This window comes from Gordonia sp. CPCC 206044, assembly GCF_048537895.1.
GTDB lineage: Bacteria > Actinomycetota > Actinomycetes > Mycobacteriales > Mycobacteriaceae > Gordonia.
Window position 1 is genome coordinate 314,573 of record NZ_JBCLVL010000005.1, and the last position, 13,248, is coordinate 327,820.

The following is a 13,248-nucleotide window of genomic DNA, read 5'->3' on the forward strand; positions in this document are numbered from 1 at the left end:
TCAGCCTGCTCTGTCCCAGCTCCACTGTCCTACAGCCCCTTTGGAGACGACATGCATTACCAAGCCCTGTTCAGTCCCGGCCGAATCGGTTCACTCGAGATCGACAACCGGGTTCTCAAATCGCCGCAGTCGACCGCAACCTGCAATCCCGACGGCACCGTCAGCCAGCGCACAGTCAACCACTACAAGCGTTTGGGTGAGGGTGGCATCGGACTCGTGATGATGGAGTACAGCTACGTCGACGACGATGCCAGCAAGGCGATCCACAACCAGCTGGGCAATTCCCGGCGCGAACACACCCCGGGCCTCGGTTGGGTGGTCGACGAGGTGCATGCGACGGGGGCCCGGATCGGTATCCAGATCGCGCACGGTGGACGCCAGAAGTTCCTCGGTACGGCGCCGATCAAGTCGGCGACCGACTCGTCGTGGTCGGATGTGGAGGGCCAGTACGGGGTCGTGCCGACTCCGATGACGATCGATGAGATCGACGGGGTGGTGAAGGCTTTCGGCGAAGCCGCTGCCCGCGCCCACAACGCTCGGTTCGACATCGTCGAGGTACATGCCGGCCACGGTTATCTGATCACGAATTTCCTTTCACCACACACCAACTGGCGTGATGACGAGTACGGCGGGAGTTTTGCGAACCGGTCCAGACTGTTGTTGCGCATCGTCGACGAGATCCGGGCCTCGGTGCCGCGTGAGTTCCCGCTCAGCGTGCGGATTTCGGTCACCGACTACGAGGCGGACGGCATCCCCATCGAGGAGACGGTGGAACTGTGTCGCCAACTCGAGGCGCACGGAGTCGACGTCATCCATGCCTCCGGTGGACACCACGCCGGAATGGAGTGGGAGGTCAGTCCCTGGTATCAGGTGCGTGCGCCGCATCGGTGGGGCTGGGAGCAGATCAAACCGGCGCTCACCATCCCGGTCATCGCGTCGGGCTCGCTGGTGACGCCGGAGATCGCGGAGGAGGTCATCGCGTCGGGCTCGGCCGATTTCGTGTCGCTGGGGCGTGCCATGCTGGCCGATCCGGACTGGGCGCGCAAGGCGAAAGAGGGACGGCTGCTCGAAATCACTCCGTGCATCCGGTGCAACGACGGCTGTCTGCACCGCGGACTGAACATGGGTCGCAGTGCAGGTTGCAGCGTGAACCCGAGTGTGACCGAAGAAGGGCGGTTCCCGATTCTGCCCGCCGAGACACGCAGGCGGGTCGCGGTGGTCGGCGGCGGTCCGGCCGGCCTGCGCAGTGCCGCAGTGCTGCGTGAGCGTGGCCACGATGTGACGCTCTTCGAATCTGGCGAACTCGGTGGTCTGTTGGCACATGCGGACGGTTCGACCGTCAAGCAGGACCTCGCCGGACTGCTCCGTCATCTGGTGCACGAGGTGCGACGCACCGGGGTTCGGATCGTCGAGGAGCAGGCCGACAGCGCGACGCTTACGGCGGCGGGCTTCGATGCGGTGGTGGTGGCGACAGGAGCCCCGGTGCGTCGCGCCCAGTTCCCTGTCGCGGGTCGTCGCCCGGTTCTCTACGCCGCCGATGTGCGGGCCGGAAAGCCGTTGTCCGGCAGGGTTGTCGTCGTCGGGGGAGGGTTGCACGGCAGCGAGGTCGCGCTGCGTCTGGCAGAGATGGACGGGGTGAAGGTCACGGTCGTGGATGCCGGTTCGACACTGCTCGGTGGCGACGAGGTCTTCACCGATGTCGAACGGCTGCCGCGATTCCTCGATGCCGCGGGCGTCGATGTCCGGTTTCGAACCGAGGTCGTCGGAATCGACGACGACGGAGTGCGCACGGTGTCCCCGGAAGGGGAGGAGTGGCTGGTGGCCGACGCCGTGGTCTTGGCGCTGGGGCGCACGACCGGCGATCCCCGGCTCGCCGACGAGTTGCGCGACGCCGGTGTGGACGTCCATGTTGTCGGCTCCGCGCAACGACCGGGACGGGTGTTCGACGCGATGCACACCGCGTTCTTCACGTGCCGGACGATCTGAGACGGTAGGTGGCTCAGTGGGGTTCGCGTCCGGGCGGGTAACGCAACTCGAGATTGCTGGTGACCGTGTCGGGCAGCACCGGATCGGAATCCAGCCAGTAGATCGGCGCCGGGCGGCTGATGTGGCCTGCGGCATCGTGCTCGATGACGATGTCGCGGCCCCGCAACGCCGTGAGCAGGGAGTCGAACGCATGATCGGGATCGGCGTCGAGGACGAGGCCGACAGCGGCGTCGATGAGGTGGAACTCCAGGATGCGGCGGGCCGATCCGGCGTTGCGCGCCGTGATCGCACGGAGCAGGTGCTCGTCGACCGCGATGAAGTCGTCCGGAGTTCGCTGGTGGGAGAGATAGACGCTCTGATGTCGGTGGATTCGCGTGTGCATCGACATGGTGAGGTCGCGGAACTGCGCCGGATACCGGACCAACGCCGCGTCGTGGAACTCCTGGTGCGCCCGTTGGAAATTGCGGCTGTGGTTGCGATGGCGGCGCATGTCGTCGAGCGCTGTGGTCATCGCCGCGATGTCATCAGGGGTGATCGCATCGATCACTGCAGCGATCGTCGGCGGCTCGACGAGGAGGCGCAGCGCGTAGCTCTCTTCGGTCTGGGAGTTGACGATGGGGGCGACGTGCATGCCGCGGTTGGCCTCGGCCACCAGGAGTCCGTCCGCCTCGAGACGTTGCAGCGCCTCACGCAGCGGAGTGCGGCTGACCTTGAACTCGGCGGCGAGTTGCTCCTGCGACATCCGCTGGCCCGGCTGGTAGACCCCGTCGACGATGCGCTGGGCCAGCGCCGCATGCAGATCATCCACCGTGGTGCCTGCCCGCACCCGTCGGGTCGGTGCCCCCACTGCGTCCCCGTTCGTCGATTCCGCACGCACTCGATGTGCATACAGTTCTTGAACTGTACCCGCAGGGGCGGCGAGATCGGTGCACGCCGTGCACCTCGACCTGCGGTGGGCGGTCGCCTTCACGGAAGATGCTGCGCCCCAACGATCTTGGAAACCTGGAAGTTACCGAAAGTGACATCACGGTGATGTCGCGAAACCTATGCTCATCCATAACTGTATTCAGTTCTGAACACAAAACTCCTCACCGAGGGCGAGGCCCTCACTCACGAATGGAGGTCGGCCCATGCCGGCTGTACCCGTGCAGCATTCCGAGAACGCCGAAGACGGCAACTTCAGCACCACCGCGGTGCCGCTGACCGCACGTCTGGGTAGGTGGCAGGTGACCATGTCGTATTGGTCACTGCTGTCCGCGATGGTGTGGCTGTTCTACGGCGCACTCGCCGCAAACCTGTACGGCACGAAGGACGCGATGATCGCGATCGCGCTGTCGACGGTCGTGTTCGCCTGCGCCAACATCGTCATGACACGGCTCGGCATCCGTCTCGGTCTCAACGCGACATTGCTCACCAAGACGATCTTCGGACGCTGGGGATCGATGTTGACAGCATTGCTGCTGGGTGTCACGGTGCTCTACTACGCTGTCTTCGAATCCAGCACTCTGGCAGTGGCTTTCGAGAGCTACATCGGGCACGGGGACATACGTTTCTGGTATCTCGTGGTGGTCGTCGCGATGTTGCCGTTGATGTTGGGCAGTGTCCAATCGTGGATGGCCAAGCTCAACGGTGTGCTCCTGCCGTTCTACTTCGTGGGACTGGCCGCAGCGCTGATCGCGGCCTATATCCGATTCGGCGGCGACGCCGACGTGTTGTCGAACACCGGTGTGGTTCCCGACCAGGCGCGGGCCCTACCGGGCTGGCTCCTGGGCTTCATCCTCTACATGGGCATCTACATCACCATGCCCACCACGGTGGAGTTCGCGCGCTTCGGCCGGGTGCAGGACCGCAGATTCCACGAGGTCGTCACCTTCGGTTGGGTGTTCTACGCAGTGCTGTTCGTGGTCAACGGATTCGCCGGGATCTATCTGGTGCAAACCGCGTTGAACGGGGCCGAGGTGTCCGAGACCGGAGTGGTACAGGCGATCCTGGCCAGCCTGGGATTCGTCGGCCTGCTGTTCATCCTGATCTCCCAGACACGGATCAACACACTGAACTATTACGCTTCGACGACCAACTTCGAACGGATCCTCAGCTCGACGACCAACGTCCGGTTGCCGCGGTGGGTGTGGGTGGCGGCCGTGTCGGTCGTCGTGTTCGCAATGATGCTCACCGACGTCTTCAGCTATCTGCAGACCGCCCTCAACTGGCAGGGCGTCCTCGTGATCGGCTGGGTGGGAGTGGTGTTGACCCACTTCGCCTTCACGGTGCGCGATCGGCGAGACGGGCCACGCATCGACGACGACATCCCCCGGGTCCGTGCCGGACTGATCGCCTGGATCGTGCCATCGGTCATCGGCATCGGGTTGATGGAGATCTCCTCGGTCCCGGCGGTGATCGGCCAGTCGACCCAGCTGATCGTCCTGGCGCTGTCGGTGATGTCGTACGCGGCGATCTGCTTGGTGGGCCGATCCGAGCGCACCGACGAGGTGTCGGTGGTCGCCGAGAGCGTCGTCGAGCGTGATGACGCGATGCCTGCCCGGTGATGCGGCGAGAAGTGAAATCGGCTGTCTACCAAGGCTCGTCGGAAGGGAATGAATCATGAAGATCTACGGAATCAGGTGGGTGGGTTCGCGCACGACGAACTACCAGGCGATGCGGGACTTCGCCGCCGACACCCTGGGACTCACGGTGGTCCAGGATCAGCAGAACGCGGTCGTGTTCGCGTTTCCGGACGGCTCGGCGCTGGAGGTCTTCAAGCCCGGCGACGACGACCATGCGTTCTTCGATCATCCGGTGGCCGGCCTCATCGTCGACGACGTGCGCGAGGCTCGCGCCGAGCTGGAGGCCCGAGGAGTCGAGTTCATCGGGGAGGTGCACGACGGTGTGGCGGATTCGTGGGGCTCGGCGTGGTCGCATTTCCGGGCGCCGGACGGGCATGTCTACGTCCTGATCAGTAGGCCTGCACTGCATCCCGCGGACACGCCGCGTCGATTCGACGAGCTGAGGTTCTGCCTCAAGGTGAAGGATCTCGACGCGGCGGTGGAGCTCTATCGGGACGGACTCGGTATGCCGATCGTGGACGATTGGACCCATCCGGGCGGTCAGCGAGGGGTCCTGTTCTCGGTCGCGCCGGCGGCCATCGAGTTGTTCGACGAAGCCCAGTGGGATCTGGTGGACACATCGGAGCTGGGCAGCTCAACCGGCACCGATCATGCAGTGCGCGTGGAGGTTCGTGATCCCGATGCCCTCGAGGCACTGGCGGCCCACCTCGGCAAGGCGGGCGCCCGGCGCGACGGTGTCGTCACCGAGACACCGTGGCAACAGACATGCCTGCGGATGAGTTCGTCCGACGGAGAGCAGTTGACACTGTTCACCCTGCCGGCCGACGAGCAGCCGGTGCGCGAGCGCGCCCGGTCGTTGCTGCCCTACTGATCGACCGACTCAACACACACGACACAAGGAGCTCGTATGGATGCACTGGCCGGACAGGTCATCGTCTTCACCGGGGGCGGCGCGGGCATCGGCCGGTCCGTCGTCAGCAGATTCGTGGCCGAGGGTGCCCGGGTGGTCGCCGTCGACATCACCGATGCCGTCGTCGACCTGGCCGCCGAGTTCGGTGACGCGGTGGTCCCGGTGGTCGCCGACGTGTCGACGTGGGACGGCAACCGAATCGCGGCCCAGACGGCGCTGGATCGGTGGGGTCGGATCGACGTGTTCGTCGGCAACGCCGGTATCACCGACGGGGCCTGTCCGCTCGAGGAGATGGCCGGTGATCAGCTGTCGGCCGCGTTCGGAGAGTTGTTCGGCGTCAATGTGCTGGCTCCGATGTTGGGGGTGCGAGCGTGTCTTGATGCGCTGGTCGCGTCGTCCGGCAGCGTCATCCTGACGGGCTCGTTCGCCAGCACCAATGCGGCGGGCGGTGGTGTGCTCTACACGGCGTCCAAGCACGCGGTGCACGGACTGGTCCGGCAGTTGGCGTATGAATTGGCACCGGATGTCCGGGTCAACGGGATCGCCCCCGGAGTCGCCCCGACCCGGCTGCGCGGCACGACGTCGTTGGGGCAGTCGGTGAGTGATGCGGTTCTCGACGGCACCGAGCAAGCGCTGCCGTTGCAGGAGGTCGCACCGGTCTCGGCCTACGACGGTGTCTTCACCATGCTGGCGTCGAGGACCGAATCCGCCGCCATGACAGGCAGTCTCGTGACCGTCGACAGCGGACTGTCGATCCGCGGCATCGCGAAGCCGGGAGGTCGGGTGCAGGCCGACGCGGTGTCCTGACCGGGGCTGTCAGGGCGCGGGTATCCTGGCAGCACCGCAGCGGAGAAGGGGGCAGACGATGTCAGCGTGGTGGCGGCGACTCCGCATCTGGGGGCGCAAACGCCGGTACGTCATCCGGCGTGATCCGCGACTGAACCTCGCCTACCGCATCTCGGTGGGGGTGGTGGGAGCGATGGTGCTCGCCGGCGGCATCGTGGCCATCCCGTATCCCGGGCCCGGGTGGCTCATCGTCTTCCTCGGTCTGGGCATCCTGGCATCGGAGTTCCGCTGGGCCCATCGGCTTCTGCAATTCGCCAGGGGCAAGTACGACGCCTGGCTGGAATGGATGAAACGCCAGCATTGGTCGGTGCAGGGCGCCTTCGGGCTGGGAACCTGTGCCGTGGTGCTCGGCTCGCTGTGGGTGCTGGGCGTGTTCGGGACGCTCGCCGGGTGGGTCGACTACCAGGCCGGGTGGGTCGAGAGTCCAATCCTCTGACCGTCTGACGTCCTCACAACCGCGGCCCGCCACGCACGAAGCCGTGCAACGCGGCGCGATAGCCGCGAGAGAAGCTCGGTCGGGAGCCGTCGATGGTGCCGGCCAGCGTCGTCACCGCGTGGTGTCGAGCCCACGGCAGGGGCAACGTGCCCAGGTGCGCATATGCCGCGTCGATACCGAGGCGGAACTCGGTGGCGTCGAGGACATCGACGTCGCAGATCGCCGGGACGCTGCTCACCGCGTCTCCCTCGTCGCCAGCGTGCGATAGAGCGTGGCGCGGCTGACCCCGAGGGTCTCGGCGATGCTGGGCACCCGATGTCCGCTCGCGCGCATGCGTTCGGCTTGGGCGACCTGATCGGGATCGAGAGCTCGCGGCCGTCCGACGGCTCCACTCGCAGGACGTCGCGTTCCGCGGGGGGCCGCCCGCCTGGGTGCGGGCTCGTCGTCGAGCTCGGACAACGACGCGAGGACACCGACGATCATGTGTCCGGCGGGCTCGGCGGTGTCGATCTGTTCCCGCAGCGACCGCAGGCGAAGTCCCCGCCTGCCGAGCTCGGCAACGGTGCTCATCACCTCCGTCACCGACCGGCCGAGTCGATCGATGCCCACGACGACGACGGTGTCGTCGCGGCGGGCGTAGTCGAGCAGCGCGGCCAGCCCGGTCCGATCGGTCTCGGGTGGTGATGGCGCATCGATGTAGACGCGCTCGGGCGTGACGCCGTCGGCGGTGAGGGCGTCGATCTGCCGGTCGAGCGACTGGTTGGGGGCGGACGCGCGGGCGTACCCGAGTCGCACCGCCGTCGGCGGGGGCGAGGACATGCCGTCAGACTATCTCGAAACTGGGCGAGGTTTCGTTATTGAGATGTCTCGGAGTTTCGCGACAGACGCTCTGCATCTGAGATAGATCGCGGGTACGGTCGCAGTTTCGGACGGGATCCTGTCGCGATATGTTATGCAACTATCGCGACGAGGTCTCAAAAAGTGGGTGTGGGGGACTCGACCCGCATCCTGTGGCGCCCGGCGTCGGGTCAACTGGATACGATCGACGTCGAAACCCGTGTGCCGGCGGGGCGCCGAAGGGTGCCCGCCGACCGATCCCCGCAAGGAGCGTCTGCCGTGCCCGACGATGTCAAGGTGAGTCACCCAGCCACGATCCGTGTGCCGGCCGGGACCACCGCGGGAACGGCGCTGCGCGAACACGAGCTGCCCAACAAGGGGCCCGACGCGGTCGTCGTGGTGCGTGACGCGGCCGGTGAACTCCGTGACCTGTCCTGGATTCCGGAGCTCGACACCGAGGTCGAACCGGTCGCCGCGAACACCGAGGCCGGGCGCAGCGTGATCCGTCATTCCACCGCCCACGTGCTCGCACAGGCAGTGCAGGAACTGTTCCCGGCCGCCAAGCTGGGCATCGGTCCGCCGATCCGGGACGGCTTCTACTACGACTTCGACGTCGCCGAACCGTTCACGCCCGAGGACCTCGCGGCCCTCGAGAAGAAGATGAAGCAGATCATCAAATCGGGGCAGCGTTTCTCCCGACGCGTCTACGCCTCCAAGGACGAGGCCCGGGTCGAGTTGCGGGCCGAGCCCTACAAGCTCGAACTCATCGACGACAAGGGCGCCGCCGCAGACAGCGAGGTCATGGAGGTGGGCGGCGCCGAACTCACCGCCTACGACAACCTCAATCCGCGCACCGGAGACCGCATCTGGTGCGACCTGTGCCGGGGACCGCACGTCCCGACGACCAAGTACATCGCCGCGTTCAAGCTGACCCGTAGCTCGGCCGCGTACTGGCGGGGCGATCAGGCCAACGCCGACCTGCAGCGCATCTACGGAACAGCTTGGGAGTCCGCGGCAGCCCAGGATCAGTACCTGGAACTGCTCGCGGAGGCGGAGCGTCGCGACCACCGTCGACTCGGCGCCGAACTCGACCTCTTCAGCTTTCCCGACGAACTCGGATCGGGCCTACCGGTGTTCCATCCCAAGGGCGGCATCATCCGCACCGAGATGGAGGACTACTCACGCCGTCGCCACATGGCGGCCGGCTACGAGTTCGTCAACACGCCGCACATCACCAAGGGGCATCTCTACGAGGTGTCGGGGCACCTGGACTGGTACTCCGACGGCATGTTCCCGCCGATGCAGCTCGACGCGGAGTACAACGAGGACGGCACCGTGCGCAAGCCTGCGCAGGACTACTACCTCAAGCCGATGAACTGTCCGATGCACAACCTGATCTTCCGGTCCCGGGGGCGGTCCTATCGCGAATTGCCGTTGCGGCTCTTCGAGTTCGGTTCGGTCTATCGGTACGAGAAGTCGGGTGTGGTGCACGGTCTGACGCGAGTGCGCGGCATGACTCAGGACGACGCGCACATCTACTGCACACGCGAGCAGATGCGCGACGAACTGCGGTCGCTGCTGACCTTCGTGCTCGATCTCCTCAAGGACTACGGCCTCGACGACTACTACCTGGAGCTGTCCACCAAGGACCCCAAGAAGTACGTCGGCGACGACGAGTCCTGGGAGATCGCGACCAACACCCTCGCCGAAGTGGCCCGCGAGTCGGGACTCGACCTGGTGCCTGACCCGGGTGGCGCGGCGTTCTACGGCCCGAAGATCTCCGTGCAGGTCAAGGATGCGCTCGGGCGCAACTGGCAGATGTCGACCATCCAGCTCGACTTCAACCAACCGGCGCGCTTCGACCTCGAATACACCGGTGCCGACGGTGCCAAGCACCAACCGGTGATGATCCACCGAGCCCTGTTCGGTTCCATCGAGCGGTTCTTCGGTGTGCTGACCGAGCACTATGCGGGGGCGTTCCCGGCGTGGCTCGCCCCGGTCCAGGTGGTCGGCATCCCGGTCGCCGAGGCCTTCGGCGACCATCTGCAGGGCGTCGTCGACGAGCTCCGCAGCCGTGGCATCCGCGCGGAGGTCGACCACTCCGACGATCGCATGCAGAAGAAGATCCGCAATCACACCACCGGCAAGGTGCCGTTCATGCTGCTGGCCGGTGAGCGCGATGTCGAAGCCGGGGCGGTGAGCTTCCGTTTCCGTGACGGTTCACAGGTCAACGGGGTGCCCGTCGCCGACGCCATCGAGACGATCGCCTCCTGGGTCACCCAGCGCCGCAACGATTCCCCGTCGGCGGAGTTGATCGATGGCTGAGTCCGACAGCGAGATCCGCGATTGCGGCACCGGGGATCCGGATCGCCTGCAACGGCTCTGGAGCCCGCACCGGATGACCTACATCACCGCCGATCCGCCGACGTCGCAGAAATCCTCCGGCCATCCGTTCCTCGATATCCCGACGATGTCCGACGAGGACGGGCTGATCGTGGCGCGCGGTGAGGCCGTGTACGCGGTGCTCAATCTCTACCCGTACAACCCCGGCCACACGATGATCGTGCCCTATCGGCAGGTGGCCGACCTCGAGGATCTGACGCCCGCGGAATCGTCGGAGCTGATGTCGTTCACCCAGCGCATCATCCGGACCATCAAGTCGGTGTCCAATCCCAACGCGTTCAACGTGGGCCTCAACCTCGGTTACGCCGCGGGCGGATCGCTGGCCGAGCACCTGCACCAGCACATCGTCCCGCGCTGGATCGGCGACGCGAACTTCATCACCGTTGTCGGTGAGACGAAAGTCATGCCACAGTTGCTGCGCGACACCCGCGCACTGCTCGCGACCGCGTGGCACGAACAGTCGTGAAGGTCGTCGGACGGGGGATGAAAGGAGCGGTCACATGCTGAGCATCCGAGGCCGGGCCTCGGTGTCGAAGGTGACGTTGCCGCTGGGGCGGGCCTTGCTGCGCACCGGCCTCACCCCGGACCTGATGACCCTGATCGGAACCGCGGCCACGATCGCGGCCGCGCTGACCTTGTTCCCGATGGACTACCTGTTCGCCGGCACCTTGGTCATCTGGCTGTTCGTGATGTTCGACATGCTCGACGGTGCGATGGCCCGGGCGCGCGGAGGCGGGACCCGGTTCGGTGCGGTGCTGGACGCCACATGCGACCGCATCGCCGACGGCGCCATCTTCGCGGGCCTCGCATGGTGGTGTGCGATCACCGAACCGCATCATCTGCTGCTCGTGGCGACGCTCATCTGCCTGGTCACCTCGCAGGTGATCTCCTACGCGAAGGCACGAGCCGAAGCGAGTGGGCTCAACGGCGACGGCGGGTGGATCGAACGGCCGGACCGGCTCATCATCGTGCTGGTCGGTTCCGGTCTCACCGGCCTTGGCCTGTGGTGGGCCATCCACGTCGCGATGTGGGCGCTGGCCGTGTTGTCGGTGATCACCGTCGGGCAGCGGATGTGGTCGATCTACACCTCGCCGGGCGCTCGCGATCTCATCCCGCTCGCCGCCCCGGCCGACGACGACCTCGCTGCCCCGGCCGACGACGACCTCGCCGCCCCGGCCGACGACGACCTCGCCGCCCCGGCCGACGACGACACAGCGCAATGAGTTCGTTGACCGCACGGCTCACGGACATGGGCTACGCGGCCGGGTGGGCCGCCGTCCGACACGCTCCCGATGCCATGGCGCGCAGCATGTTCGACCGAGTCGGCGATCTCGCCGGCCGGCGCAACGGGGGCCCCGACCAATTGCGCGCGAACCTGGCACGTGTCGTCGGGACCACGCCCGAGCATGTCCCCGACGATCTGGTCGCGGCCGCGGTCCGCTCCTATGCGCGGTACTGGTACGAGGCGTTTCGTCTGCCCGCTCAGGACCTGGCGGCAACAGCGGCGACGGTGACCGTCCCCGATGCCGACCGCGACCGGCTCGACGACGCGGTGGCGAAGGGCCGGGGCGTGGTGCTGGCGTTGCCGCACACCGGAAACTGGGACATGGCAGGCGTCTGGCTGGTCCAACACTACGGACAGTTCGCGACGGTCGCCGAACGGCTGAAGCCGGAGTCCCTGTTCAACCGTTTCGTCGCTTACCGGGAGTCGCTGGGATTCGAGATATTCCCGCTCAGTGGGGGAGAACAGCCACCGTTCGGGTTGCTGGCGCAACGGCTGCGGGCCGGCGGCATCGTCTGCCTGCTCGGCGAACGCGACCTCGCCCGACACGGCGTCCCGGTGACGTTCTTCGGCGAACGCACTCGTATGCCCGCGGGGTCGGCACAGTTGGCCATCGAGACCGGGGCCGTGCTGCTGCCGGTCCACCATTGGTTCACCGAGGCCCCCAACTCGCAGATCTGCTGCGGTACACCGATCGACGTGTCCGAGGGAGTCGGGCCGGCCACGCAGGCGTTGGCGGACGCGTTCGCTGCGAACATCGCCGCCCACCCGCAGGATTGGCACATGCTCCAACCGCTCTGGGAGTCGGACTGGTCGGCCGAACGCCGCGCGCGCATCGAGGAGCCGTCATGAGGATCGGGATGATCTGCCCGTACTCGTTCGACGTGCCCGGCGGTGTGCAGGCGCACGTGGTGGAACTAGCGCAGGTCTTCATCGAACGCGGGCACGAGGTCAGTGTGCTGGCGCCGTCGGCGTCGGACACGGGGCTGCCCGACTATGTGGTCTCCGCCGGGCCTGCGCTCGCGATCCCGTACAACGGATCGGTGTCGCGGGTGAACTTCAGCCCGAAGGGTTATCTGCGACTGCGTGATTGGGTCACCGAGGGCGGCTTCGATGTGTTGCATGTGCACGAACCGAACGCGCCGAGCATCTCCATGCTGTCGCTGATGGTGGCGACCGGGCCGATCGTCACCACGTTCCACACCTCGACGACCCGATCCTTGTGGCTCACCGTCTTCCAGGGCATCCTGCGCCCGTATCACGAACGGATCGCAGGCAAGATCGCCGTCTCCGAACTCGCCAGACGTTGGCAGATGGAGTCGTTGGGCTCCGACGCGGTCGAGATCCCGAACGGCATCGACACCGGTGCATTCGCCGACGCGCGGCCGTTGGACGGTTATCCCCACGACGGCCACTCGATCCTGTTCCTCGGCCGCTACGACGAACCACGCAAGGGCATCGACATCCTGATGCGCGCCCTGCCGGACATCGTCGCGGAGTTCCCCGACGTACGTGTGCTCGTGGTCGGCGGTGGTAACGAGCGCGCACTGCGTCGACGTGCGGGCGCGCTGGCCGACCATCTGGTGTTCCTCGGTCAGGTCGACGACGAGACCAAGGCACGGGCGCTGCGCTCCGCGGACGTCTACTGCGCGCCCAACCTCGGTGGAGAGAGCTTCGGCATCGTCTTGGTGGAGGCGATGGCGGCAGGGGCCGCGGTGGTCGCCAGCGACCTGAACGCGTTCCGGCGGGTCCTCGACGACGGCCGGGCCGGACGGCTGGTACCGACCGGGTCGTCGGACCGGCTCGCCGACGCCGTCATCGAACTGCTCAGCGACGACACCGCCCGTGCCGAGCTGGTCGCCGAGGGGCGCCGCCGAGCCGACCGCTACGACTGGTCGCGGGTGGCCGACCAGATCCTGCGGGTCTACGACACCGTGACCGTCGGCGCCGGGCCGGTCGTGGTGGCCGAGTAGGGGACGCTGAG

13 protein-coding genes are annotated in these 13,248 nt (G+C 66.5%); 10 read left to right on the top strand and 3 right to left on the bottom strand.

Features of this window, described 5'->3' with window-relative positions; translation table 11 throughout:
- The first annotated feature begins 51 nt into the window (after positions 1 to 51).
- Positions 52 to 1,986 carry an FAD-dependent oxidoreductase gene (locus tag AAFP35_RS10220; RefSeq protein WP_419221449.1) on the top strand — a complete coding sequence of 645 codons (1,935 nt, stop codon included), beginning with the start codon at positions 52 to 54 and terminating at the stop codon, positions 1,984 to 1,986.
- 13 nt (positions 1,987 to 1,999) lie between these two features.
- Here AAFP35_RS10220 and AAFP35_RS10225 read toward each other — a convergent pair whose 3' ends face one another.
- Positions 2,000 to 2,863 (bottom strand): GntR family transcriptional regulator, encoded by an 864-nt coding sequence (locus tag AAFP35_RS10225; RefSeq protein WP_419221450.1) that lies wholly within the window; start codon positions 2,861 to 2,863, stop codon positions 2,000 to 2,002.
- A gap of 253 nt (positions 2,864 to 3,116) precedes the next feature.
- On the opposite strand from AAFP35_RS10225, the gene AAFP35_RS10230 reads away from it, so the two are divergent.
- From AAFP35_RS10230 to AAFP35_RS10245, 4 genes are read left to right on the top strand one after another with little or no spacing between them, the layout of a single operon-like run.
- The gene (locus AAFP35_RS10230; RefSeq protein ID WP_419221451.1) at positions 3,117 to 4,532 is read left to right on the top strand and encodes a purine-cytosine permease family protein; all 1,416 of its coding nucleotides are present in this window, start codon (positions 3,117 to 3,119) and stop codon (positions 4,530 to 4,532) included.
- Between the two features lie 55 nt (positions 4,533 to 4,587).
- Entirely contained in the window at positions 4,588 to 5,421 is an 834-nt protein-coding gene (locus AAFP35_RS10235; RefSeq protein WP_419221452.1) for a VOC family protein, read from the top strand.
- Positions 5,422 to 5,457: 36 nt separating this feature from the next.
- Positions 5,458 to 6,267: an SDR family NAD(P)-dependent oxidoreductase gene (locus tag AAFP35_RS10240; RefSeq protein WP_419221453.1), complete on the top strand. Its 810-nt coding sequence runs from the start codon at positions 5,458 to 5,460 to the stop codon at positions 6,265 to 6,267.
- A gap of 58 nt (positions 6,268 to 6,325) precedes the next feature.
- Positions 6,326 to 6,742 carry a TIGR02611 family protein gene (locus AAFP35_RS10245; RefSeq protein WP_419221454.1) on the top strand — a complete coding sequence of 139 codons (417 nt, stop codon included), beginning with the start codon at positions 6,326 to 6,328 and terminating at the stop codon, positions 6,740 to 6,742.
- 13 nt (positions 6,743 to 6,755) lie between these two features.
- Here the strand turns inward: AAFP35_RS10245 and AAFP35_RS10250 are convergent, their stop codons facing one another.
- Positions 6,756 to 6,980, bottom strand: a complete 225-nt coding sequence (locus AAFP35_RS10250) for a hypothetical protein (RefSeq protein ID WP_419221455.1) — start codon at positions 6,978 to 6,980, stop codon at positions 6,756 to 6,758.
- On the bottom strand, positions 6,977 to 7,561 hold the full coding sequence (locus tag AAFP35_RS10255; protein WP_419221456.1) for a recombinase family protein: 585 nt from the start codon (positions 7,559 to 7,561) through the stop codon (positions 6,977 to 6,979). Before AAFP35_RS10255 ends, AAFP35_RS10250 begins: the two co-directional genes overlap by 4 nt.
- Before the next feature lie 297 nt (positions 7,562 to 7,858).
- Between AAFP35_RS10255 and thrS the strand changes: the two genes are divergently transcribed.
- From thrS to AAFP35_RS10280, 5 genes are read left to right on the top strand one after another with little or no spacing between them, the layout of a single operon-like run.
- Positions 7,859 to 9,904 (top strand): threonine--tRNA ligase, encoded by a 2,046-nt coding sequence (thrS, locus tag AAFP35_RS10260; RefSeq protein ID WP_419221457.1) that lies wholly within the window; start codon positions 7,859 to 7,861, stop codon positions 9,902 to 9,904.
- Complete coding sequence (locus tag AAFP35_RS10265) at positions 9,897 to 10,448, top strand: HIT family protein (protein WP_419221458.1); 552 nt, start codon at positions 9,897 to 9,899, stop codon at positions 10,446 to 10,448. Before thrS ends, AAFP35_RS10265 begins: the two co-directional genes overlap by 8 nt.
- Positions 10,449 to 10,482: 34 nt before the next feature.
- Positions 10,483 to 11,205: a phosphatidylinositol phosphate synthase gene (pgsA, locus tag AAFP35_RS10270; protein WP_419221459.1), complete on the top strand. Its 723-nt coding sequence runs from the start codon at positions 10,483 to 10,485 to the stop codon at positions 11,203 to 11,205.
- Positions 11,202 to 12,116 carry a phosphatidylinositol mannoside acyltransferase gene (locus tag AAFP35_RS10275; RefSeq protein WP_419221460.1) on the top strand — a complete coding sequence of 305 codons (915 nt, stop codon included), beginning with the start codon at positions 11,202 to 11,204 and terminating at the stop codon, positions 12,114 to 12,116. The genes pgsA and AAFP35_RS10275 overlap by 4 nt, the downstream gene beginning before the upstream one ends.
- Positions 12,113 to 13,237 carry a glycosyltransferase family 4 protein gene (locus AAFP35_RS10280; protein WP_419221461.1) on the top strand — a complete coding sequence of 375 codons (1,125 nt, stop codon included), beginning with the start codon at positions 12,113 to 12,115 and terminating at the stop codon, positions 13,235 to 13,237. The genes AAFP35_RS10275 and AAFP35_RS10280 overlap by 4 nt, the downstream gene beginning before the upstream one ends.
- Positions 13,238 to 13,248 lie beyond the last annotated feature (11 nt).